General features: G+C 65.1%; 24 protein-coding genes. 9 read left to right on the top strand and 15 right to left on the bottom strand.

What is annotated here, in order from left to right:
• Positions 1 to 171: 171 nt before the first annotated feature.
• Genes EJ903_RS08595 through EJ903_RS08575 form a run of 5 tightly spaced genes read right to left on the bottom strand, consistent with a single transcriptional unit; the run spans position 172 to position 4,672 of the window.
• A complete protein-coding gene (locus tag EJ903_RS08595) occupies positions 172 to 951 on the bottom strand; it encodes an SDR family oxidoreductase (RefSeq protein WP_126614146.1) in 780 nt (259 codons plus the stop codon).
• On the bottom strand, positions 890 to 1,654 hold the full coding sequence (locus EJ903_RS08590; RefSeq protein ID WP_126614144.1) for an HdaA/DnaA family protein: 765 nt from the start codon (positions 1,652 to 1,654) through the stop codon (positions 890 to 892). Before EJ903_RS08590 ends, EJ903_RS08595 begins: the two co-directional genes overlap by 62 nt.
• Positions 1,655 to 1,667: 13 nt before the next feature.
• Positions 1,668 to 2,735: an AI-2E family transporter gene (locus EJ903_RS08585; RefSeq protein WP_126614142.1), complete on the bottom strand. Its 1,068-nt coding sequence runs from the start codon at positions 2,733 to 2,735 to the stop codon at positions 1,668 to 1,670.
• Positions 2,732 to 3,292 (bottom strand): CDP-alcohol phosphatidyltransferase family protein, encoded by a 561-nt coding sequence (locus EJ903_RS08580; protein WP_126614140.1) that lies wholly within the window; start codon positions 3,290 to 3,292, stop codon positions 2,732 to 2,734. The genes EJ903_RS08585 and EJ903_RS08580 overlap by 4 nt, the downstream gene beginning before the upstream one ends.
• Before the next feature lie 48 nt (positions 3,293 to 3,340).
• Positions 3,341 to 4,672: a DUF2066 domain-containing protein gene (locus EJ903_RS08575; protein WP_246015352.1), complete on the bottom strand. Its 1,332-nt coding sequence runs from the start codon at positions 4,670 to 4,672 to the stop codon at positions 3,341 to 3,343.
• Between the two features lie 142 nt (positions 4,673 to 4,814).
• Between EJ903_RS08575 and purM the strand changes: the two genes are divergently transcribed.
• From purM to EJ903_RS27325, 3 genes are all read left to right on the top strand, one after another.
• A complete protein-coding gene (gene purM / locus EJ903_RS08570) occupies positions 4,815 to 5,873 on the top strand; it encodes a phosphoribosylformylglycinamidine cyclo-ligase (protein WP_126614136.1) in 1,059 nt (352 codons plus the stop codon).
• Positions 5,870 to 6,535 carry a phosphoribosylglycinamide formyltransferase gene (gene purN / locus EJ903_RS08565; RefSeq protein WP_126614134.1) on the top strand — a complete coding sequence of 222 codons (666 nt, stop codon included), beginning with the start codon at positions 5,870 to 5,872 and terminating at the stop codon, positions 6,533 to 6,535. Before purM ends, purN begins: the two co-directional genes overlap by 4 nt.
• A gap of 95 nt (positions 6,536 to 6,630) precedes the next feature.
• Complete coding sequence (locus tag EJ903_RS27325) at positions 6,631 to 6,801, top strand: aa3-type cytochrome c oxidase subunit IV (RefSeq protein ID WP_210211406.1); 171 nt, start codon at positions 6,631 to 6,633, stop codon at positions 6,799 to 6,801.
• 75 nt (positions 6,802 to 6,876) lie between these two features.
• On the opposite strand, the gene EJ903_RS08555 is transcribed toward EJ903_RS27325, so the two are convergent.
• Genes EJ903_RS08555 through EJ903_RS08545 form a run of 3 tightly spaced genes read right to left on the bottom strand, consistent with a single transcriptional unit; the run spans position 6,877 to position 9,588 of the window.
• The gene (locus tag EJ903_RS08555; RefSeq protein WP_126614132.1) at positions 6,877 to 7,902 is read right to left on the bottom strand and encodes an ABC transporter substrate-binding protein; all 1,026 of its coding nucleotides are present in this window, start codon (positions 7,900 to 7,902) and stop codon (positions 6,877 to 6,879) included.
• A 53-nt stretch (positions 7,903 to 7,955) separates the two neighbouring features.
• A complete protein-coding gene (locus EJ903_RS08550) occupies positions 7,956 to 8,756 on the bottom strand; it encodes an ABC transporter permease (RefSeq protein WP_126614130.1) in 801 nt (266 codons plus the stop codon).
• Between the two features lie 7 nt (positions 8,757 to 8,763).
• Positions 8,764 to 9,588, bottom strand: a complete 825-nt coding sequence (locus tag EJ903_RS08545) for an ABC transporter ATP-binding protein (protein ID WP_174237268.1) — start codon at positions 9,586 to 9,588, stop codon at positions 8,764 to 8,766.
• A 250-nt stretch (positions 9,589 to 9,838) separates the two neighbouring features.
• Here EJ903_RS08545 and EJ903_RS08540 point away from each other — a divergent pair, with 250 nt between their 5' ends.
• From EJ903_RS08540 to EJ903_RS08530, 3 genes are all read left to right on the top strand, one after another.
• Positions 9,839 to 10,639: a substrate-binding periplasmic protein gene (locus EJ903_RS08540; protein ID WP_126614128.1), complete on the top strand. Its 801-nt coding sequence runs from the start codon at positions 9,839 to 9,841 to the stop codon at positions 10,637 to 10,639.
• Positions 10,636 to 12,174, top strand: coding sequence for a SpoIIE family protein phosphatase (locus tag EJ903_RS08535; RefSeq protein WP_126614126.1), 1,539 nt, complete (start codon positions 10,636 to 10,638; stop codon positions 12,172 to 12,174). Before EJ903_RS08540 ends, EJ903_RS08535 begins: the two co-directional genes overlap by 4 nt.
• 209 nt (positions 12,175 to 12,383) lie before the next feature.
• Positions 12,384 to 13,127: a response regulator transcription factor gene (locus EJ903_RS08530; protein ID WP_126614124.1), complete on the top strand. Its 744-nt coding sequence runs from the start codon at positions 12,384 to 12,386 to the stop codon at positions 13,125 to 13,127.
• Between the two features lie 26 nt (positions 13,128 to 13,153).
• Here EJ903_RS08530 and EJ903_RS08525 read toward each other — a convergent pair whose 3' ends face one another.
• The 4 genes from EJ903_RS08525 to EJ903_RS08510 all read right to left on the bottom strand — a co-directional run bounded on the left by EJ903_RS08525 (position 13,154) and on the right by EJ903_RS08510 (position 16,953).
• Positions 13,154 to 14,179 carry a sensor histidine kinase gene (locus tag EJ903_RS08525; RefSeq protein WP_126614122.1) on the bottom strand — a complete coding sequence of 342 codons (1,026 nt, stop codon included), beginning with the start codon at positions 14,177 to 14,179 and terminating at the stop codon, positions 13,154 to 13,156.
• Positions 14,176 to 14,574: a DUF1987 domain-containing protein gene (locus tag EJ903_RS08520; RefSeq protein WP_126614120.1), complete on the bottom strand. Its 399-nt coding sequence runs from the start codon at positions 14,572 to 14,574 to the stop codon at positions 14,176 to 14,178. The genes EJ903_RS08525 and EJ903_RS08520 overlap by 4 nt, the downstream gene beginning before the upstream one ends.
• A 25-nt stretch (positions 14,575 to 14,599) precedes the next feature.
• Positions 14,600 to 15,151, bottom strand: coding sequence for a SiaB family protein kinase (locus tag EJ903_RS08515; RefSeq protein ID WP_126614118.1), 552 nt, complete (start codon positions 15,149 to 15,151; stop codon positions 14,600 to 14,602).
• A gap of 167 nt (positions 15,152 to 15,318) precedes the next feature.
• Positions 15,319 to 16,953 (bottom strand): DUF3369 domain-containing protein, encoded by a 1,635-nt coding sequence (locus EJ903_RS08510; protein ID WP_246015351.1) that lies wholly within the window; start codon positions 16,951 to 16,953, stop codon positions 15,319 to 15,321.
• 299 nt (positions 16,954 to 17,252) lie between these two features.
• On the opposite strand from EJ903_RS08510, the gene EJ903_RS08505 reads away from it, so the two are divergent.
• Positions 17,253 to 18,116: a hypothetical protein gene (locus tag EJ903_RS08505; protein WP_126614114.1), complete on the top strand. Its 864-nt coding sequence runs from the start codon at positions 17,253 to 17,255 to the stop codon at positions 18,114 to 18,116.
• Entirely contained in the window at positions 18,113 to 18,661 is a 549-nt protein-coding gene (locus tag EJ903_RS08500; protein WP_126614112.1) for a hypothetical protein, read from the top strand. Before EJ903_RS08505 ends, EJ903_RS08500 begins: the two co-directional genes overlap by 4 nt.
• A gap of 17 nt (positions 18,662 to 18,678) precedes the next feature.
• Here the strand turns inward: EJ903_RS08500 and hisE are convergent, their stop codons facing one another.
• Positions 18,679 to 19,026, bottom strand: coding sequence for a phosphoribosyl-ATP diphosphatase (gene hisE, locus EJ903_RS08495; protein ID WP_126614110.1), 348 nt, complete (start codon positions 19,024 to 19,026; stop codon positions 18,679 to 18,681).
• Positions 19,027 to 19,105: 79 nt separating this feature from the next.
• Positions 19,106 to 19,822 (bottom strand): Crp/Fnr family transcriptional regulator, encoded by a 717-nt coding sequence (locus tag EJ903_RS08490; protein ID WP_126614108.1) that lies wholly within the window; start codon positions 19,820 to 19,822, stop codon positions 19,106 to 19,108.
• 187 nt (positions 19,823 to 20,009) lie between these two features.
• On the opposite strand from EJ903_RS08490, the gene EJ903_RS08485 reads away from it, so the two are divergent.
• The gene (locus EJ903_RS08485; RefSeq protein ID WP_126614106.1) at positions 20,010 to 20,813 is read left to right on the top strand and encodes a DUF502 domain-containing protein; all 804 of its coding nucleotides are present in this window, start codon (positions 20,010 to 20,012) and stop codon (positions 20,811 to 20,813) included.
• Here the strand turns inward: EJ903_RS08485 and recG are convergent.
• Positions 20,791 to 22,872 carry an ATP-dependent DNA helicase RecG gene (gene recG, locus EJ903_RS08480; protein WP_126614104.1) on the bottom strand — a complete coding sequence of 694 codons (2,082 nt, stop codon included), beginning with the start codon at positions 22,870 to 22,872 and terminating at the stop codon, positions 20,791 to 20,793. The two genes, EJ903_RS08485 and recG, sit on opposite strands and share 23 nt — an antisense overlap.
• Between the last annotated feature and the right edge of the window lie 98 nt (positions 22,873 to 22,970).

Below are 22,970 nucleotides of genomic sequence, written 5' to 3'. Positions count from 1 at the left end.
TTCGTTATATGTTCTCACTAAAACCCACACTCGTTCTCATCCGCACACGGATCGGCATGGTGATGGAATGGTTTCGTTCGAGGCGCAGACCAAGCCCGAACAGCAAAACGGGCGCGGAGCCAGGGGTGGCCCGCGCGCCCGTGCGTTGATTCGCCGATGTTCCTTGCGGGATCAGAGCGTCCCGGCGTAGGCCCCGCCATCCATCAGCACATTCTGTCCGGTCATGTAGCCCGCGTACGCGGAACAGAGGAAGGCGCAGGCCGCGCCGAACTCCGCCGGGTCGCCGAAACGGCCGGACGGGTTGGTCTGCCGCCGGGCCGCCAGCTCCTCGTCGATGCTGCGGCCGGCGGCCTTGGCCCCGCCCTCCATCGTCTTGCGCAGGCGGTCGGTTTCGAAGGGGCCGGGCAGCAGGTTGTTGATGGTGACGTTGTGCCGCACCGTCTGCCGCGACAAACCGGCGACGAATCCGGTCAAACCGGCGCGCGCGCCGTTGGACAGGCCGAGAATCGGAATGGGGGCCTTGACCGCCGCCGAGGTGATGTTGACGATCCGGCCAAAGCGCCGCTCGATCATCCCATCCACCGTCGCCTTGATGAGCAGGATCGGGGCCAGCATGTTGGCGTCGAGCGCGCGGATCCAGTCCTCCCGCTCCCAATCGTGGAAATCACCGGGCGGCGGGCCACCGGCGTTGTTGATGAGGATGTCGGGCGCGGGGCAGACGGCCAGGGCGGCGGCCCGCCCCTCCTCCGTCGCGATGTCGCCGACGGCGGTGGACACCGTCACCCCGGCGGCGGCGCGAATCTCGGCGGCGGCGGCCTCCAGCGCGTCGGCGCTGCGGGCGGTCAGGGTGACGTCCACCCCCTCGCGCGCCAACGCCAGCGCGCAGGCCTTACCCAGCCCCTTGCTCGCCGCGCAGACGAGCGCGCGCCGACCGGCGATTCCCAGATCCATGACTCGTGTCTCCCGTGTGTTCGTCCAAGGCCGCCAGCACCTCGCGGGCCAGCGGGACCGTCACCCGCCGGTGGGCGGCGAGCGAGGCGTGGTCCAGCGCGGCCACCACCCGGCGGGCGGCGTCCAGCGACCGTTCCATCCGCGTCAGCAGATAGGTGATGACCTCCTGCCCCGGCCGCAACTGGCGGTCGGAAAACAGCTTCACCAGCACGGCGGCGAGCAGCGCGTCGTCGGGTGCCTCCACCTCCACCGCCGGAGCGCCCTTGATGCGGGAGCGCAGATCGGCCAGCCGCGCGCGCCAGCGCGACGGGGCCTTGCGCGACAGCAGCAGCAGATGGCCGCCCTGCTCCCGCGCCAGATTGTAGAGGTGGAACAGCGCCTCCTCCCGCGCGGGCTTGCCCGCCACCTTGTCGGCGTCCTCCACCACCACCGCGTTGGAGACGGCCAGCAGACCGGGCAGATCGGCGTGGTCGAGCGTCTCGCCGCTGGCGATCACCGCCCGGCTGCGCGCCCGCCAGACATGGCCCAGATGGGTCTTGCCGCAGCCGACCGGGCCGTACACGGTCAGCGCCGGGGCGGGCCAGGACGGCCAGCGGTCCAGCCACGCCACGGCGTCGGCGTTGCTGGAGGCGACGAGGAAATCCTCGCACCCCATCGCCGTGCGGTGGCCCAGGTCGAGCGGGATTTGCGCCGGGGCGTTCATCGGCCGCGCTCCATCAGCGCCCGCCCCCGACGCCGTGGTAATAGCTGCTGTTGAGATACTGCCCCAGGGCAAAGCGGGTCAGCACGCCGATGACCGCCGCCACCGGAACCGCCAGCAACACGCCGACGAAGCCGAACAGGCTGCCCCCCGCCAGCAGGGCGAACATCACCCACACCGCGTGCAGACCGATCCGGTCCCCGACCAGATTCGGGGTGAGGACGTTGCCCTCCATCGCCTGCCCGAACAGGAACACCCCGACGACGATGGCAACGCGCCACAGATCATCGAATTGCAGCAGGGCCAGCCCGGTGCTGGCGACAAAGCCGAACAGCGTCCCGACATAGGGCACAAAGGACAACACGCCCGACAGCAGCCCGATGACCAGCCCGAAATCCAACCCGGCGAGCGTCAGGCCAACCGCGTAGAACAGGCCCAGCGCCAAACAGACCATGCCCTGCCCGCGCAGGAAGCCGGACAAGGTCTGATTGACCGCGCGCACCTGCTCGCGCACGACCGCCGCGTGGTGGCGGGGAAGCCAGCCATCAACCTTGCGCACCATCACGTCCCAGTCGCGCAGCAGGTAGAAGGCGACCACCGGGGTGATGAACATCACCGACAGCACATCGAACAGCGCCAACCCGCGCGACAGGATGCCGGTGATGACCTTGGCGATCCACCCGGCCACATCCCCGGCGTAATTGCCCGCCGCCGCCCGCAGCCGCTCCACATCGTCGGGCGGCAGGCGGTGGACCAGCCGGTCCAGCGCGGGCAAGGCGCGCTCCTTCACCACGGCGACGTAGCTCGGCAGCACCTGCAACAGATGGGTGATCTGCCCCTGGATCAGCGGCACCAGCAGCAGAATCATCAGCGCCAGCACCAGGAGGAAGCCCAGCAGAACCGAACTGGTGGCCAGCCAGCGCGGCAGCCCCAGCCGTTCCAGCCGGTCCACCGTCGGGTCCAACAGATAGGCGATGGCCAGCCCGACGACGAAGGGCAGCAGCATGTCGGCCAACACCCACAGGGCCAGCACGAACAGCGCCAACCCGATCATCCAGAAACGGAGCTGCTTGGCGGGCGTCACGCGACCCCTCCATGGCGGTTGAACAGCACGGCGGCGCGCTGGGCATAGGCGATGCCCGACGCCACCGTGGTCGCCGTGCAGGCGTACACCAGGGCGTCCACCACCTCCAGCCCGAAGACATGGAACTCCGGCAGCCCCAGGGCCGGGGGGGCGAGAACGGCGGCGGCCAAGGCGATCTGCACCGCCGTGTTCAGCTTGCTGACCACCAGGGGCTGCATCGCCAACCGTTCCTTCAGCGTGAACAGCAGCAGGACCCCGCCGACGATCATGACATCGCGGAACACCACCATCATCACCAGCCACAACGGGATCTGCCCGACATAGGCCAGCGCGACATAGACGCCGATGATCAGCGTCTTGTCGGCGATGGGATCGAGATAGCCCCCCAACACGGTCTGCGCCCGGAACAGGCGGGCGATGGCCCCGTCCAGCGCGTCCGACACCCCCGCCGCGACGAACAGCCAAAAGGCCCATTCCATCCGCCCGGTCAGGATCATGTACATCGCCAGCGGAACCGCCAGCAGACGCAGGAAGGTGATGATGTTGGGGAGGCTCACGGGGTCTGACGCTCTCGCCTTGTTGGCCGGGGATCGCTCGCCAAGCGGTTACTGCACCGTTTTGACGGGCAAGGTGCCAAGATCGCGCGGCGGCGCGCCCAGACCGCTGGCCGCCGACCCGGCGGGAGCCACCGGGGTCGGAGCCAAAGCGGCCGGAGACGCCAGGGCCGCGCCATCGCCCGCGCCGCGCGGCAGAAGGGTCAATTGCCAATCGGTGGACACCGCACCCGGCACGGTCGGCGGGGCCGACGGCACGCGGGTGAGCGACAGGTCACGCTTGGTCAGGGCCTGGGCCAGCCGGTCGGCGTCGCCGCGATGGGTCAGCGTCACCAACGCCGCGCTGCGGGTCAGCGATTGCAGATCGGTCTTGGTCACGGCGGCGAAGCCGGTCAGCCGCTTGCGCACCTCCGCCCAATCGGCGGCGCTGGCCAGCGGCACACGCACCAGCGTCGATTGTTCCGGCCCCGAGGCCATCACGTTGTCGCGCCGCCACGCGTCATCCAACTGCGTGCCGACGCTGGCGACGGCGCGGGCCAGCGCGTCGGCCCCCGCCCCGTCGGGCCGGGCGGTGACGGTCAGGGTGTCGCGGGCACCGTCCAGCCCGTAGCGGGTCAGATCGACCGTCAGCGCGCGACCGGCCTCGACACCACCAGCGGGCAGATCGACCCGCGCCACGATGACGCCACCGGCGTTGTAGCGCTGGGCGATGCGGGCCAACGCCTCCGGCTTGCCCGCCACCGCCTCGTCCGTGCCAATGGCCTGGGCGTCGGCCAGTTCGCCATCGGGGACCACCAGCGGGACCAGCGAGGAGGTGGCCGGACGCTCCTCCCACGCCGCGCGCCAGGGGGTGCGGTCCTCCCACAGCACCGTGCGCCCGCCGGTCATCGTCACCGGCAGCACGACGAAGGGCTTGGCGGGCGGTTCCACATATTGGCTGTTGCCGGTGACGCTGCCGCCGATCAGATCGCGCACCGCGTTCGGGCGGAACCGGACGGTGATCGCCCCGACATATTGGGTGGCCGACACCCGTTCCTCGTCGATTTCGAAGCCCTGGATCAGCTTGCCCAGTTCGGCCTCCGGCAGCTTCGGCGCGGTCCCGCCGGGAACAAGGCGCTTGTAGAGTTCGACCCAGGCGCGGTTCTGCGCCTCGCGAATCGCCTGATCGCGCGCGGTGTTGGCGTTGGCGGCGTTGATGTCCACCTTGACACCCGCGACGGCGAAGGCGTCGGCGGCGGTGTTGGCGGTCGGCGCGGTGGCGGGCAGCGGCGAAGCGGACATCGGGGAAGCGGAAGGGGCGGCAAGCGGTTGCCCCTGCGACAACGGGACCGGGGTCGTCTGCGCGCCAACAGGGCCGCCCGGCAGGGCGCAAGCGACGGTCATCGCGGTGAGACCGGCAAACAGAGACGCACGGCGGCGGTGGAGCATTGCAATGCCTTCCGATTCGAGTATGTTCGGCCCGAGCCAACGGCCCGGTTTATAGCCCAGCCCAGACGAGGATACCATCAGCACCCAGTCCTATAACATGTCCGACGCCTACAAGCAGGCTGGTGTGGACATCGATGCGGGCAACGCGCTTGTCGAAGCGATCAAGCCTCTTGCCCGCTCCACCGCGCGTTCCGGCTCCGACGCGGGTCTGGGCGGCTTCGGCGCTCTGTTTGACCTGCGCGCCGCTGGCTACCAGGATCCGCTTCTCGTCGCCACCACCGATGGCGTCGGCACGAAGCTGAAGGTCGCGATTTTGGCCAACCGCCACGACACGGTCGGGATCGACCTCGTGGCCATGTGCGTGAACGATCTGGTCGTGCAGGGCGCGGAACCGCTCCTGTTCCTGGATTATTACGCCACCGGAAAGCTGGACGTGGCCGCTGGCCGCGCCATCGTGTCCGGCATCGCGGAAGGCTGCCGCCAGGCGGGCTGCGCGCTGGTCGGCGGTGAAACCGCCGAAATGCCGGGCATGTATTCCGAAGGCGATTACGATCTGGCGGGCTTCTCCGTCGGCGCGGTCGAACGGGAACAGGCGCTCACCGGCTCCACCGTGCAGGCGGGCGACGTCGTGCTTGGTCTGGCGTCGAGCGGCGTGCACTCCAACGGCTATTCGCTGGTGCGCAAGCTGGTGGACAAATCCGGCCTCGGCTACGACTCGGCCTGCCCGTGGGACGCGGGCAAGACGCTGGGCGAAGCCCTGCTGACCCCGACGCGCATCTATGTTAAGAGCACCTTGAAGGCGGTGCGCGCGGGCACGGTGCGGGCGATGGCCCACATCACCGGCGGCGGCCTGATCGAAAACATTCCGCGCGTGCTGCCCGACGGGCTGGGCGTGACGCTGGACGCCAGCGCCTGGACCCTGCCCCCGGTCTTCTCCTGGCTGATGAAGACGGGCGGCATCGCCCCGTTCGAAATGGCCCGCACCTTCAACGTCGGCCTCGGCATGGTCGTGGTCGTTCCGGCGGACAAGGCGCAACAGGCCATCGACATCCTGACCGAGGGCGGCGAGACGGTTTGCACCGTCGGCACCGTCACCGCGTTGCAGGAGGGTGAGGCCCGCGTCACCGTCACCGGCATGGACGCGGCCTGGGCATGACCGCCACCGCCAAGCTGAAGCTGGGCGTTCTCATTTCGGGCCGGGGCAGCAATTTGCAGGCGTTGATCGACGCCTGCGCCGCCCCGGATTTCCCGGCGGAGATCGCGCTGGTCCTGTCGAACAAGGCCGACGCCTTCGGGTTGGAACGCGCGGCCAAGGCGGGGATTCCAACCGCCGTGGTCAGCCACCGGGATTTCCCCGGCGACAAGGCGGCGTTCGAAACCGCGATGGACGCCCAACTGCGGCAGGCGGGCGTTCAGCTCGTCTGTCTGGCGGGCTTCATGCGGCTGCTGTCGCCGCTGTTCGTCTCGCTCTGGCACGACGCGCTCATCAACATCCACCCGTCGCTGCTGCCCTCCTTCAAGGGGTTGGACACGCACGAGCGGGCGTTGCAGGCCGGGGTTCGGTTCCACGGCTGCACCGTTCATTACGTGCGGGTGGAGATGGATGTCGGGCCGATCGTCGCCCAGGCGGCGGTTCCGGTCCTGCCCGACGACGATGCCCACAGCCTCGCCGACCGTGTTCTCGAATCGGAACACGCGCTCTACCCCCACGCCGTCCGCCTGATCGCCGAAGGACGCGCCCACGTCGATGGCGAGCGGGTGCGGATCGACGGCGCGGCGACGGTTCCGCCCTCCGTCCTCAACCCGCCCACGGCGTAAGCCGCAGCCTGTCAAGGCTGCGGACCGCAGAAAGATGAGCGGCCCGGTTGGTTTTTGTTGCGCTTCGTCCGTTCACTGGCAGAATTGTCGGCAGCATGAACCAATCAGGGGGTTTGAAGATGGCGGCGGCTGGTTCCTCTCATCCGGTCAGCGATGAGCTGGTGCGCGAACACATGCAGGATTGGCTTGCCTTCACGCAGTTCGTGAAGATCAGCACCGTTGGCGTGGTTGGCCTTCTGGTTCTGATGGCGATCTTCCTGCTGTAACCGCAGCGGGGCACAAACAAATAGGGCGCGGAGCGGGTTGTCCCCGCTCCGCGCCCTATTTGTTTGTGGGGCGGCTTACTTCGCCAAGCGCTTCAGCGAGTCTTCGACATACTGGTTGGTGTAGGTCTTCGACAGGTCGATGGCGGCGGCGGCCACCGCCGGGTCAAACGCCTTCAGCACCTTCAGCGCCGCCTCGGCCCCCTCCTTGGTGAAACGGCCATCGGGGGAGTAGGTCGGCTTGGAATGCTCGAACGCCTGGGCGTAGAGCGTCTTGTTGCCGAGGAAATACTCCTCCGGCAGCACCTTCAACACGTCCTCCGTGCTGGCCTTGTTCAGCCACAGCATGGTTTTCACGAAAATGTCGGACAGCGCCTGCGTGGTCTTCGGGTTGGCCTGGATGAAGGCCGCCGTCGTGTAGAGCACCGCCGCCGGGTACGGCCCGCCATAGACGTCGAGCGTGCCCTTTTCCGTGCGGGTGTCGGCTATCACGGCGATGTCGCCGTCGGCCTCGGCCTGGCTGATGACCGGATCGAGGTTGGAAATGGCGTCGATGTCGCCGCGCTTGATCGCCGCCACCGCGCTGGGTCCGCCGCCCACGCCGATGATCGACACGTCCTCCGGCTTCATCCCTTCCTTGGCCAACAGATAGTTGACCATGAAGTTGGTGGAGGAGCCGGGGGCGGTGACGCCGATCTTCTTGCCCTTCAGATCCTTGATCGAGGCGATGGTCCCGGCCTTCTTGACGGAGGCCAGCACGATGCCGGGGAAGCGGCCAAGCTGGGTGACGCCGACGATGCTCTGGCCCTTGGCCTGCATCTGGATGGTGTGGTCATAGGCCCCGGTGACGACGTCCGCCGAGCCGCCGACCAGCGCCTGCAGGCTCTTGGCCCCGCCGCCGAAATCGCTGATTTCGACGTTGAGGCCCGCCTCCTTGAAGTAACCCAGCCGTTCGGCCAGCGTCAGCGGCAGGTAATAGAGCAGCGGCTTGCCGCCAACGGCGATCTTCAGCTCTTTCTTTTCCAACGCCTGCGCGTTGGCCGTTGCGCCCGCCCCCAGGGTCAGCGCGACGGCGGCGGCGGCGATCAGTGCCTTGAGTCCCATAAGGCGATTCTCCCGACGAAATTGGATCGACAACAGCGAGTCAGTGGAGGGTGTCAGTGGGTGGTTTGCGCCTCTTGCGGACGCCAGTGCAGCAAACGCTTTTCGACCAGCGTCACCACCGTGTCGATGGCGACGACGAAGATGGTCAGGACCAGCATCCCGGAAAACACGCCGACCGTGTCGAACACGCCTTCGGCCTGATGGATGCGGTAGCCCAGCCCGGCGGACGATCCCAGATACTCCCCCACCACCGCGCCGACCATGGCGAAACCGACGGCGGTGTGCAGCGAGGAAAAGACCCAGGACAGGGCCGACGGCAGATAGACGTGGCGGAACAGGTCGCGGGAGTTGGCCCCCAGCATGCGGGCGTTGGCCAGCACCACCGGACTGACCTCCTTCACGCCCTGGTAGACGTTGAAGAAGACGATGAAGAACACCAACGTCACCCCCAACGCCACCTTGGACCAGATGCCCAGGCCCAGCCACAGGGCGAAGATCGGGGCGAGCACGACTCGGGGCAGCGCGTTGACCGCCTTGATGTAGGGGTCGAACACCACCGACACCAACGGCGCGCGGGCGAACCAGAAGCCGAAGGCGATGCCCGCCACCGTGCCGATGCCAAAGGCCAGCGCCGTTTCCAGCAGCGTGATGCCCAGATGGTACCAGATGGCCCCGGAGGCGAAATCCTTGAAGGTCCGCTCCAGCACCGCCAACGGCGTACCGAAAAAGAACGGGCTGAGAAGGTTGGTGGTCACGGTCAACACGTGCCACAGCAGGAAGAAGCCGACCAGAACCCCGACCTGCAACAGCAGGATGACAGGGCGACTCGGCAGGCGCTTGGCGTGGGATCTCATGATGTCGTCACCGCAGCTTGGTCTGGGCGTAGCCCTTCAGCACTTCGTCGCGCAGTTGGCCCCAAATTTCCTTGTGCAGGGCCAGGAACTGCGGGGTCATGCGGATTTCCGCCACGTCGCGCGGGCGGTCCAGCGTGATCCTGTACTCGCCGATCAGGCGGGATCCCGGCCCGGCGGACAGCACCAGCACCCGGTCGGACATGGCGATGGCCTCCTCCAGGTCGTGGGTGATGAAGACCACCGATTTGCGATCCGCCGCCCACAAATCGAGCAGCTCGTTTTCCATCATCTGGCGGGTCTGGATGTCGAGCGCGGAAAACGGTTCGTCCATCAGCACGATCTTGGGATCGACGATCAGGGTCTGAGCCAGCGCCACGCGCTTGCGCATTCCGCCCGACAATTGATGCGGAAAGCGGTCGCCAAACCCCTCCAGCCCGACGCGGGCCAGCCAGGGACCGGCGCGGTCCAGCGCCTCGCGCTTGGGCACGCCGCGAAACTCCAGACCGGCGGCGACGTTCTCCAGCGCCGATTTCCACGGCATCAACGCTTCGGCCTGGAACATGTAGCCCGCCTGCGGGTTGATCCCCGTCACCGGCTGGCCAAAGCTCAAGGCCCGCCCGGCGCTGGGCCGCAGCAGACCGGCGGCGACGTTCAGCAGAGTCGATTTGCCGCTGCCGGTCGGCCCGACGATGGACACGAACTCCCCCGCCGCCACGGTGAAGCTGGCGTTCTGCACGGCGGTGTAGGTGCGCCCCCGCCCGTCGGGGGATGGAAAGGTGCAGGTCACGCCCTCCAGACAGAGGGCGGGGGCCATCGCGGCGGCCTCGGCCATGGTGAAAAGATCCTTTTCCGTAAGGGGGGTTGCCCGTGGTCGGGCAGCCAGAAGGTCCGTCATCCGTTTGGGCTGCCATACTGGCCGATGCAACGGGTTCCGGCAACATGGTCCGCACAACCGACAATCCGAAGACAACCGCACTCTGGTCAAGGAAGGGACGGTGTAGGGGTGTTGCCACGTTGCAGCGCCTTGCCCCGCCGGTCTAGACTGGCGAACGATACGGAAATGATGACGTTGAGAGGGCAGAATGTCGGGCCGATCCACCCGCCGCGCAGCGCTTTCCGTCGCCGCGTCACTGATTTTTGGACTGGCGGGAGTCGGCGTCGTCGGCGTTGGTGCGGGAGCGGCCACGCTCGTCAAGGTCGGTGCCTATGAGTTTCCACCCTATGTTTCCGACACCGAGCCGGGCGTGACCCCGGCTTTTCTCGACTTGCTGAACACCTCGCAGAGCGAAGTTCGTTTCGAACTCGTTTCGACCTCGCCGCAACGGCGCTACGAGGATATGGACCAAGGACGCTTCGACATGATCGCGTTCGAAAGTCTGGCCTGGGGCTGGCAGGGACGCCCGGTGGAGGCGACGCAGGTGTTTCTGCGCGACGCTGAGGTGTTCGTCGCCAAGGCTGCCCCCGATCTCGACCAGTCCTTTTTCGCCCGACTGGACGGCAAGACGATTCTGGGCCGTCTCGGCTATCATTACGCCTTCGCCGGGTACAACGCCGATCCGGCGGAGTTGGAACGCCGCCACCGGATGCGGGTGACGATGACCCACGAGGGCAATGTCCGCAACGTGGTGGCCGGGCGCGCGTCGCTGGCCATCGTCACCCGGTCCTTTCTGAACCGGTTTTTGAAAGCCAACCCGGACCTTGCCCCCCGGATTCTGGTGTCGGAACGCACCGACCAGATTTACGAACACACCATCCTGATCCGTCGCGGCGCACCGATTTCGGTAGAGTGGATGAACGCCCTGCTGGATCGCCTCACCTCCACCGGCGCGCTCGATGCGTTGTGGCGCACCAGCGGCATCACGGACAACGGACCTCCCCGATGACCCGCCCCCTCCCCCAAGCGCCGTTCCGGTGGGGCCGTTCGCTGCTGGCGCGGACCAGCGCCACCATGCTCATTGCCACCGTGTCCATCGGCTTGCTCGCGGTTGCCGTGTCGGCTCACATCGTGCGCGATCAACGCCATGCCGACCTGTTGCGTCGCGCCGAACTGGTGGCGGCTACACAAGCCGACGCCCTGAGCGGCGCGGTGTGGGAGCTGGATTCCCGATCGGTCCAATCCACCATCGACGCGCTGCTGGCGCGTGACCCGGCGATTCGCGACATCGTGGTGTATGAAGCGACCCGGCCGCCGCCCCTTGCCCGCGCCACCGCCGCCATGTCGGCCACCGATTCCGCCGCAACGCTGCGCATCGACCGCCCCATCGTGATGCGTGATCGCGAAGGGCGGACGGAAACGGTCGGTCGTCTGGACATTGTGTATTCGACCGCCGAAGAGTGGCAGGCGACGTTGGACGCTCTGGTCCCGGTCGTCGGGCTGCTGCTGCTGTCCCTGCTTGCCGCCATCGGGTTGCTGGGCGTCACCCTCAACCGGATCATTTTGCGGCCGCTGCAGCGCTTGACCCAGTTGGCCCGGGCAATGGCACGCGGTGACTATGGCGCGCGAATCGATAGCGCCCGCAGCGACGAAATTGGCGTTCTGGCGCTCAGCTTCAACCGCATGGCCGAAACGGTCCAGGATCACACCCAAACCCTGGAAACCCGTGTGCAGGAACGGACGGAGGCGCTGGCCGCGACCAACCGCGCCATCATGGACAGCATCAACTACGCCCAACTGATTCAGTCCTCCATCCTCCCCAGCGCTGACAGCCTGTCCGATGGGTTGCGCGACCACATGGTGTTGTGGCGTCCGCGCGACGTGGTCAGTGGTGATTTCTACCTGTACCGACCGACCACCAGCGGCTTTGTCATCGCCGTGGTCGACTGCACCGGGCACGGCGTGCCGGGTGCCTTCATGACGATGACCGCCAGCGCCATGCTGAACAACGCGCTGGATCAGTTGGGAGCCGATGACCCAGCCGCCATTCTGACCGCCGTTGACGCGAAGGTCCGCACCACCTTGAACCAGGATGGAGAAGCCCGCACCCTGGCCCAGCGCTTTGACAACGGGCTTGATCTGGCGCTTTGCCATGTTGTGCCGACGCAAGGCCGCCTGACCTTCGCCAGCGCCCGCATACCGTTGCTGATCGTCAACGACGACGGCGTGACCGAGGTGCGTGGAGACCGGGACAGCTTGGGCTATCGCCGCTTGTCAGCCGAGGTCAACGGCCCGCGCTTCACCAACCACATCATCGGCTTGCAGCCGCACCAGAGCTTTTTCCTGTCAACCGATGGGCTGACCGACCAGAACGGGGGCGAGTTGGGGCGTCGATTCGGCAAACAGAGGCTGCGTGATGAATTGGCATACACGCAGAACATGCCATTGAGCGAGATCAAAGCGATTTTGGAACACCGCCTGGACCGTTTTCAAACAGGGCGAAGTCAGCGGGACGACATCACATTGATCGGATTTCGCGTTTGAGTGGTTCTTTGGGCCACAGCCGCTTTCAACCCCTGACCGACTGACGCGCCGCGTTGCATGGATCGGAACGATCTTTTCCATCAACCCGACGAAATCATTCACACCTTCGGGTATTTGCGCCAAAGCAGCGTGTTGATTTCATGCATTTTGCTGGACGCTCATTCTAGAGTATGGTCCACCCGATTGGGTGGCAGGAGGAAACTGAGAAGATGGCTACGCCAACGATCATCGTGGTCGAAGACGAAAATTCCCTGCGATCCGATATGGTCGAATATCTGGGGAAATGCGGCTTTGAAACCGTCGGTGCGCGCAGTGGTTCGGAGATGGACCAGCTTCTCAGCCAACGGTCAGTGTCCATCATCGTGCTGGACGTGAACTTGCCAAATGAAGACGGGTTCAAAATCGCATCCCGATTGCGTGACAGCCATGGTGTGGGAATCATCATGGTCACGGCCCGTGGAACCACGGTTGATCGTGTGGTCGGATTGGAAATTGGCGCGGACGCCTATCTTGTCAAACCGGTCGAACTGCGCGAGTTGGAGGCGCAGGTCAAATCCCTGCTGCGACGCCTGGGTGAGCGCGCCGGTGACAGCGTGACAAGCTCACTTTCGCCTTCTGATCCGACAGCGGAGGGCGACGAACCGCGTTGGCTTCTTGATCCGACCGAGTGGGCGTTGACCAGCCCGAGTGGCGTGCGCATCAGTCTGACCAGCATGGAAATGAAACTGACGTCCCTGTTGGCGGGGCAAGCCCGCAAACCGGCAACGCGGGACCAGATATCCCAAGCGCTCTACAATCGCCGCTGGAATCCAGAGGATCGATCCATTGATACGGTTGTTGGTCGATTGCGCCACAAGGTGGAAGCCGCCATCGGTGGGGCTGCCCCACTGAAATCCGTCCATGGGGTCGGCTATGTGTTCTCAGCCCCTGTCCGTGTTCTGGGCAACGGCTGATCGCGGACCATCGGCGCGCGCGATGGTCAATCACGCTCCGGTGTCTGGCGTGGAAACAGAAGCACGAAGCGTGTGCCCGTCCCTATGGCACTGTCCACGGTGATGCTGCCCTTCAACGCGCCGACCACCAGATTGTGGACGATGTGAAGCCCCAGACCGGTCCCGCCATGGCCGCGTCGCGTCGTGAAAAACGGCTCGAACACCCGCAACCGATTGTCTTCCGACATGCCCACACCGTCGTCGGCGAAGCTCAACCGCACCATGTTGACGTCGGACAACTCCACCGCCAGAGTCAAACGCCCAGCCCGCCCATCCGGAAAGGCGTGGGTCAGGGCGTTCATAACCAGATTGGCCAGAATCTGCGACAGAACACCGGGAAAACTGTCCAACTCGACGTCCGCCGGACACAGCACCGTGACCGTATGCCCGGAAGGCCGCAGCTTGGGTTGAAGGCTGGCCAAGGTCTCCTGAAGGGTTTTTGACAGGTTGAATCGCCGCCGCTCTGCGCTGGCGCGATCCACGGCCACTTGCTTGAAGCCGGTGATGAGTTGCGCAGCCCGTTGGCAATTGGTCAAAATCAAGGTTGCTGTGTCACCGGCGGTGGCGAGGTAGCGGGCGAAATCGCCCCGGCTGATGGTGCCGTCGTCCGACAAACGCCGCAGTTCCCGGGTGGCGTCGGCCAGATGGGATGCGCAGGACACAGCGATGCCAACCGGTGTGTTGATTTCATGGGCAACCCCAGCGACCAACGCGCCCAGAGACGCCAGTTTCTCGGCCTGAATGATGGCTTCCTGCGCCTCGCGCAGATGGGCGAGCGCGGTTTCAGCCTCTTGCCGCCGCCGCTCCAACTCCTGATTGGCCGCACCGAGTTGGGCTTGCAGCCGGTCGCTGACACGCACCAAGCGGCGCTGTTCGCGCGTGCTGCGTTGAAACGCCTCCACCAGCTCCTCAAAATCGGCGGCGCAATCCGGTGCCGCAACCGCCAAAGCCTCTCCCAGCTTGCGGGCCTTTTCAATAGCCTGTTCTTCGGCTGCGAAGAGGTTGAAATTCATCCGATGCTGCCGACGGGCACATTGCGCAGTGAAAAGGCAACATGGTGAAGGTCTTCTGAAAAATCCTCCCCCAACTCCCGCATCGACTCGTCGCTGTCTTCGTAACACCAGATCACCGAGACCGGACGCCCAACCCGAGCGACCGATTCCAGCATTTGAAAAATATTCATCAGGACCTTGGCGCTTGAGCTGTTGAAATACAGCAACTCCATATCGAACTGAATCGGTATCAGAACGGATTCGGCCAGATAAGCGCGCAACGCTGTGAAGACGGGACCGAAAAAGGTCGCCACATCGTCGGGATAGGATTCACCGCTCATCCGCAGATGACCGGTGGCGAAGTCAAAGGCCACGGTCGGCGTTCGACCGGTGCCGGGGATGTTGAGAGAGTCCATCGGTTTCGTTTGTGTCCCACGCCGGTCAGATGCGGACCTTCAGGCAGAAAAAACTGCGCTCGTCGTCCATCGTGTCAAAATCATAGTCGATTGGCTCGCTGGCGCGCCGGGCAATCTCGATCAATCCTATGGTGGCTCCCCGGCTGCCATCCTCCGGTTCCTCCCGCAACTGTTCGCGGTAATACGTCTTGATCCCCTCCCGGTCCAGGCTGCGCAGGTGATCGAGACGTTCGCGCAGGCGCGGCACATCATCGTTGCGCACGGTGTTGCCGCAGACGATGAACACGGTGTTGCGCTCCATCCCGATTGTCACCATGCCCGCGCTCAATTCCACCGCGCGTGTGGTTGCCCCTGTCACCTTTTCCGCCGAATACCGGATGATGTTCTGCATCTGCTCCACAAACACGGCGAAGACCCGGCGCACGGTTGGCGCGTCCGTATCCGCCAGAGTCATTTTCTCTCGCAGCGCTTCGCCCAAGGAATACAAAATTCCTTCGGACAGATAGCCGCAGAACGAAAAGACAATACCCTTGTCATCAAGATCGCGTTTGATTGCGGCGTATTGTTGAGCAAGCATGGACTGCGCTTTCCCAATTCGATCCGAGGACACGCAACGCCAGCATCTGACGTGATTGCGGCAAAAGGCATGAAAAATATGTCAGTTCCGGCGGTAAAGAGCCATAGATTTCCAAATCCCACACATTCATTCAGGCTTTTCACTCTTCCACCGGCATGGTCCTGATCTCAGACGGAGACCGGAAGAATGACTCGGAAGCGTGTCCCCTCCCCCACACGGCTGTCCACCGTCACCGCCCCGCCGTGAAGGTGAACGATCTGTTGAACGGTGTGCAGCCCTATGCCGGTCCCCGGAACACCAACGGCGCAGCTTCCTCGAAAGAAGCGGTCAAACAGCCTGGGTATCTCGACGTCCGGTATCCCGCGCCCTTGGTCCGCAACCTCAATCACCGCCATGCCGCCATCGGTGTGACCGCACAGTGTGATCGCCGTGCCGGCCCCGGAGTATTTGACCGCGTTTGTGATCAGGTTGGTGAGAACCACGCTGATGAGGTGACTGTCCACCTCCGCCTGACGGGGCAGACCGCCCAGATCCACCCGAAACATCCGATCCGGATACGCAACCTGAAAAGGGTTTGCGACGGTGAGAATCAGGATCGCCAAATCGGTCGGGCTGCGCTCCAAAATCATGGCGTTGCTTTGCAGCCGTTCATCGGTCAGATGGGCATCGATCAGACCCGTCAGACGCTGAACACTGCCCCGGATGACCGACAACCGTTCCAACATATCCGGCCCGCTTTGCTCAGCCCGAAGCGCCAGAAGCTGCGCGGCGCTGTCAATGATCGCCAGAGGGGTGCGGAATTCGTGGCTGACCATGCTCAGAAACTGGCTTTGGTTCTCCTTGGCGCTCAATTCGCGCTCCAGCGCGCGTTCGACCCGCTCCTTGGCTTGAATCAGGGCGCGCTGGTTGGCCGCCAGTTCCGCCGTCCGTGTCTCCACCCGCTGTTCCAGCGACCGGTTCAGCGCGATCAACTCCTCATACAGACAGACATTGTCGAAACCAATGGCGACACGGTTGCAGAACAGCTCCAACAGGCGATGCTCATCCGCCGTGTACGGTTCCTCGCGCTCCAGGACCAAAATGGTTTTTCCATGCTCGCGGGTGCGGAACACCAGCACGCAATGGCCACCGGAATACAGATTGTGATTGGTTTGCTGCGCCTCCTCCACCTCTGACGACAGGACGGAGGACAGCGCATCCGCAATCGGCAAGCCCACGATGCGGGAATGCCGACCGATCCCCGCCACCACCGCCATGTGCGGCACGCCATCGCCCCGTTCGACACGCCGACAGGCGAGAATGGCCGGATCACCGCCTGGATCGACCACGCGCGACAACTGATCCACCAGAGTTTCAACAAAGGCCCGCATGGAACGCAACTCGAACAGCGACGCCGAGGCGCTGAGGATTCGTTCCAGCCCAAGCCGGTTCCGCTCGATCGTCACGATGTCACGCCAGGCCCGCAAGGCGCTGACCAGCGTGGTGAACAGCCGTTGAGCGGTCAGTTCGCTCTTGGCCTTGTAATCGTTGATGTCGTAATCGACGATCACGTCACGCTCAGGGGCCTGCCCCGGTTGCCCGGTCCGCAGAATGATCCGCATCCGCCGGTTTCCCAGATCATCGCGGATGTGGCGGACCAGCCGCAAACCGGCGTCCTCCGTCTCCATGACGACGTCCAGCAACGCAACCGGCAGATCCGGGCGTTCGGCGAGAATGGTGCGCGCCTCCGCTGCCGACAACGCGCCGACCACTTCAAACGGGCGACCGTCATAGTCGAAATCACGCAACAGCACGGATGTCATCGCGTGCACCTGCGGATCGTCATCCACGACCAGGATTGGCCAGGGTTCCCCTCGGGAGCGCGGCAAGCGCGCGGCGGTGTCGTCCGCATCGCTCCCGAACAGAGGTTCGTCGTCCCACGCCTTCATCCGCTCTGCCTCAAATGCCCCAATGCCCCAATGTCCCCTGAGGTGCAGGACGCACCCGTCGTACCGCGCGCCCGTGACCCGGCCCCGAACAATCGTATCATGTCATTCATCGGCGGAATGTGTGTTGTTGTGATTGGTTCAATTTGTTACAAACTGGAGACTTTTGTCGCGGATTGCCGAGAATCCTCGCCAATCAGACATTTCCCAACACCGCTTTAGTTTGTATAATTTTTCATCTGCACTTTATTGTTGTCCTTCAAAGAGTTTTCGCAAACACGGTTGCGTACACCCTTGCCTCAACGGATGGTCGCCGGATGCCGCCGATTCACGATGTCTTTGGCATAGCGGTTTTGCTTCTTGGCCTCACCGCACTTGGTCTGTCGGTGATCTTTGAGGCATCCCGTTTGAGCGCAACGGCGGGCCGCTTGGCCATGGTCCGCCGCCGTCTGCAAACACGCCAGCGTGAAAAGCTGGACACAAAAGCCAATCTTGACAAGCACGAGGCTGACGTCACCGCCAAGCAAGCGAAGCTTGACGCGATGACCGCCGAACGCGCGCGCATCGTTGCCGCCACAACGGCGCTCAAGCTGTCGAAAATCGAAATGGTTCATGAAATCGGCGAGCCTGACAGCGGCGCGCTGCTGTTCCAAGGGGATCTGCGCACCAACCCGGAACAGGGGCGCCCCGATCAGCGACGCATTGTGTTCGCCAAGGAGATTTGGGAGCGCAACAACGTCGCCCATGTCTGGGCGGACAATCCTGAGGCGGCCATGGCGGCAATCCAGCGCGCCTTCACCGCCCGATCCGGCATCATCGCCACCCGTCTGCAACGGATCGGAACCGCGCGCGTCTCCGGAAGCAATGAAACACAGGCCGCGCCCCCCGCAACCGTGCCAGACGCCGCTGCCACCACGCCAACCCTGCGCCCGCCTGCCACCACCATCGCCCCCTCAACCGCAGCTCCCCCCGCTGGCGACGCTGCGTCCGTGGACAGCGGCGTTCACGCGCCCGCCTTGGCCTCTGCCGAGGCTGCATGACCGCACTGTTTCTGTACGCCGCGATGCTTTTCATGATCGGCAGCGTCCTGGTGAACCGGATTGGTCAACGCCGTCTCGCCGAAGCCCGCAAATCCTTGACCGAAGAAGAGAACGCGCTGCTGGCCCTTGAGCGGGACATCAACGACAGCGCGCGCCGACTGTCGGAAACCAAAATGCGGGAAGCCGGCCTGGATGACCAGCTTCACACCATGCGCCTGACCTTGGAGCATCTGACGGAAAAATTCGACGAGGCCCGCGCCGCGCCGGTGGAGCGCTATCACATCTTCGACCGACTGGACGCACGTCCCGGCAACATCTGGTCAGTGGAAATTCGTCGGTCGGACGATTCGGGCAGCAGCAACCGCATGGCCGCCGCATGGCCAACGCCGCGCACCTATCTGATCGTCGCCTCCACCCCGCGCGAGGCCGCCGACCGTGCCCTGCAACGCTTCCCGCGCAACCAAGGGTTTGAGATTGGCAACGCCGTCCCATGCGGTCTGTTCAAGACCAAACGATCAAGCAGCGGTGACGAGGGGATGACGTAACCAGCTGATTCCGAGACTCAGGACAACGGACTTTTCGGCAGCTTCTCGGCGATGCCGAACAGAGTGGCGCGCCGTTCAATTTCGGCCATCACCTCCTCCGGCGGAATTTCGAGATCGGCCAGCAGCACCATCAGATTGTAGAGCAAATCCGCCGATTCCAGAACCACGGCGGCACGGTCGTTGCGCATGGCGTCGATCGCCACCTCAATCGCCTCTTCCCCCAGCTTGCGCGCCATGCGGGCACGGCCTTGAGACAACAGCCGGGCGGTGCGCGAGCCATCAGGCGCTGACTGCGGATCGCGTCGCAAGGTCAGGATGGCGTCGTACAGGGTGCGTAAGGGATCATGAAGGGTGATTGTGGTCATGTCCTCAAGATCGGAAGGCACTCCATCCGCGTCAAGCCGCCGCACCCCTAAGAGCGTTGACCGTCGCCGCGCGCTGGGGTCACACGCTGGCGCGGACCGTTTCCACCATGGTCTCCAAACGCCCCAGATCACGGACCACAAGGGCGTCCACCCGGCGTTCCACCAGGCCGTCGCGCGCCAGATCACTCAGCACGCGGGCAACGGTTTCCCGCGTGGTGCTGACCCGCGCCGCGATGTCGGAATGCACGGGAATCGGGGCGATCACCGCCGTCTTGCCTTCAATCCTCCCGCGCTTGGCCAAGCGCAGCAACTCGGCGTGCACCCGGTTGTTGGCCCCCAGGGTGGAGAGTTCCATGATGCGGTCGGTGGCAACGCGGAGCTTGCCGCTCAACCGCAACATCATCGCCATGGCCAAGGCGGAATGTCCGGCCACCAACTCCTGAAACGGGCGCGGGCCGAGAAAGGCGATGAGTGTGCCTTCACGCAAGGCCACCACCGAAGCGGAACGGGGGCGTCCATCCAACGCGGACATCTCGCCGACAAACTCCCCGGCGTCGATGTCGTCAAAGCTGATTTCCTTGCCGCCAGCGGAGTGGCTGAGAACCCGGACCCTGCCTTCGACGATGAAGGCGACGTCGCTGGTTTCCGCCCAATGATCGATCAACTGCTCGTCCAAACCGAACCGCCGCCACCGGCATTGCCGCACCACCGCCGCCCGCTGTTCCGCCGATAGAGGGCGCAACAGCTGAATCCGGTCCAACGCATCCGGTGCGGTGAATTCGGGGTGGGTCGACACGGTCGCGACGGATCCTTCGACGGTGAAGCGATGCAGGACGATGAAGAATAACCCGCTCTCCAGCAAGGGGGAAACAGGAACTCATGCGCCTGCGCGCCGTTCCGTCCAAGGATCACGTTTTTTCGCAGCGCGATGGTTGAGCCGCAGCGCGCCATGCATCACTATGGCTCCAAAGGAGTTTTGATGGATGGCGCGCGTGGATCGGAAAGCCGGGGGCAAAGGCGCGGCGGCGCAACCGAACAAGGAAGCAACCAGCAAAGGCACCGACCGACCGCGCCGGGAACGGATCGGGCTGGTGGGCCGGTTGCGCGCCTACTTCCTCGCCGGCATTCTGGTGACGGCCCCCATCGCCATCACGATCTACATCGCCTGGTGGTTCGTGTCTTTCATCGACGGGCACATCCGCCCGCTGATCCCGTCGTCCTACAACCCGGAAAACTACCTGCCCTTCTCGATTCCGGGCATCGGGGTTCTGACGGTCATCATCGTGGTGACGCTGATCGGTGCCTTCACCGCCGGGTATGTCGGGCGTCTGTTCCTGGGCCTGAGCGAAGGGGTGGTCGAACGGATGCCGGTCGTCCGCTCGGTCTACAGCGCGGTGAAGCAGATCTTCGAAACCGTGCTGGCCAAGAAATCCAACGCCTTCCGTGAGGTGGTGGTGTTGCAATACCCGCGCGCCGGGGTTTGGTCGCTGGGCTTCATCACCGGGTCGGCCCACCCGGAGGTGCAGCAGGTCTGCGCCAGCGCCAACCATGGGGAGGAGATGGTCAACGTCTTCATCCCCTGCGCGCCCCCCACCACCGGCTTTCTCATCATGGCACCGCGCCACGAGGTGAAGGTGCTGAACATCACGGTCGAGGATGGGCTGAAAATGGTGATGTCGGGCGGCATCGTCGTGCCGCCGGACCGCCGCCCCACCGCCGGGACGGCCACAAGCAGCCCGTCAGGCGGGACCCCAGCCCCCGCCCTCAGCCCGACCGAAGCGTCTTAGCCGCCGCGTCGCGTTCGAACAGATAGAGCAAGGTCCGCAGGGCCTGCCCGCGCGGCGTCGCCAGTTCGGGATCGCGCTCCACAATCAGCTTGGCGTCGTCGCGCGCCACCGCCAGCAACTCCCCATGCACCGCCAGATCGGCCAGCCGGAAGCCCGGCAAACCAGATTGCCGGGTGCCGAGCAGTTCACCCGCCCCGCGCAGGCGCAAATCCTCCTCGGCGATGATGAATCCGTCCTCGGTGTCGCGCAGGGTTTTCAATCGGGAGCGGGCGGTTTCGGTCAGATGCGGATCGAACAGCAGCAGGCAGGTGGATGGCTTCTCGCCCCGCCCGACCCGCCCACGCAGCTGGTGAAGCTGGGCCAGACCGAACCGCTCGGCGTGCTCGATCACCATGACCGTCGCCTCCGGCACGTTGACGCCGACCTCGATCACCGTGGTGGCGACCAGCACGTCGAGCGCGCCCTCGGCAAAGGCGGCCATCACCGCGTCCTTGTCCGGCCCGCGCATCTTGCCATGGACCAGCCCGACGCGGTCGCCAAAGGCCCCGGTCAGGAAGGCGTGGCGTTCGGTGGCGGCGGCGAGGTCGATCTGTTCGGATTCATCGACCAGCGGACAGACCCAGTAGATCCGTGCGCCCTCCTGCACCTTGCGGCGGATGCCGTGGACGATCTCCTCCAACCGGTCGAGCGCAACGGTGACGGTTTGCACCGGCTTGCGCCCAGCGGGTTTTTCCAGCAGGCGCGACACGTCCATGTCGCCATAGGCGGTGAGCGTCAGCGTGCGCGGGATGGGCGTGGCCGTCATCACCAGGACGTCGGTGGCCCGCCCCTTGGCCGACAGTTGCAGGCGCTGATGGACGCCAAAGCGGTGCTGCTCGTCGATCACCGCCAGCGCCAGATCGTGAAAGGTGACATCCTCCTGAAACAGCGCGTGGGTCCCGACCAGCAGGGACAATTCGCCCGAGGCCAGCCGGTCCAACACCGCCTGACGCGCCTTGCCCTTGTCGCGCCCGGTCAACAACCCGATCTCGACCCCGGCGGCCTTGCACAGCGGGGCGAGGCTTTCGGCGTGCTGGCGGGCCAGAATCTCGGTGGGAGCCATCAGGGCGGCCTGCGCGCCGGTTTCCACCGCGTTCAGCATGGCCAGCAGCGCCACCACCGTCTTGCCGCTGCCGACATCACCCTGCAACAACCGCAGCATGCGGGCGTCCGACGCCATGTCGGCGTAAATCTCCTCCAGCGCCGTGGCCTGCGATCCGGTGAGCGCGAAGGGTAAGGCGGCCAACGCCTTCTGGCGCAAGGAGCCGTCGCCCTGGGTGACGCGCCCGGTCAGACGCCGTTGGCTGGCCCGCACCAGCATCAGGGCCAACTGATTGGCCAGCAGCTCGTCATAGGCCAGGCGGCAACGCGCCGCCGTGGTGGTGGCGAGGTCGGCCTCGTCCTCCGGGTTGTGGGCGCGGGTCAGGGCGTCGGCCCAGCCCGGCCAGCGCCGCCGCTCCAGCCACGCCGCGTCCTGCCATTCCGGCAGGGCCGGAAGCTCGGCCAGCGCCGCGCGCACCGCTTTGCGCAGCGTCTTGGCGGGCAGACCGGCGGTCATCGGGTAAACCGGCTCCACCATGTCGATGTCGTCGCGCGCCTCCAGCGGGACCACGGCGTCGGGGTGGGAGATCTGCGGGGTGTCGTTGAACCATTCGACCTTGCCCGACACCACCATGGTCGAGCCGATCGGCATCTGCCGGGCCAGCCAATCGCCCTTCACATGGAAATAGACCAGCTCCAGCACGCCGGTGTCGTCGGTGCAGCGGACGCGGTAGGGGTGGCGCGGGTTGACCGGCGCAACGTGCGAATCGATCCGCACCGTCAGCGTGGCGATGCGCCCGTTCGGGGCCTGGGCGATCTTGGGCGAAAACCGGCGGTCGATGACCCCACAGGGCAGATGCCACAGCAGATCGACGACATGGCCACCCGCCAGCTTCTCCACCAGCTTGCCCAGACGGGGGCCAAGGCCGGGAAGCGCCGTGACCGGCTTGAACACGGGAAACAGAACGACGGGACGCACGGGAGCAGACCGATCCGGCTGGCTGACAGGCCCTTCAGAAAGCGGCAGCCGCTGCGGCACGTCAAGGCCGGTGTTCCACAATAACCGGATGGCAAAAG

This window comes from Azospirillum griseum, assembly GCF_003966125.1.
Classification (GTDB): domain Bacteria; phylum Pseudomonadota; class Alphaproteobacteria; order Azospirillales; family Azospirillaceae; genus Azospirillum; species Azospirillum griseum.
Note: the sequence above shows the minus strand (reverse complement) of the source record. Positions and strands in the feature narration are given on the sequence as shown.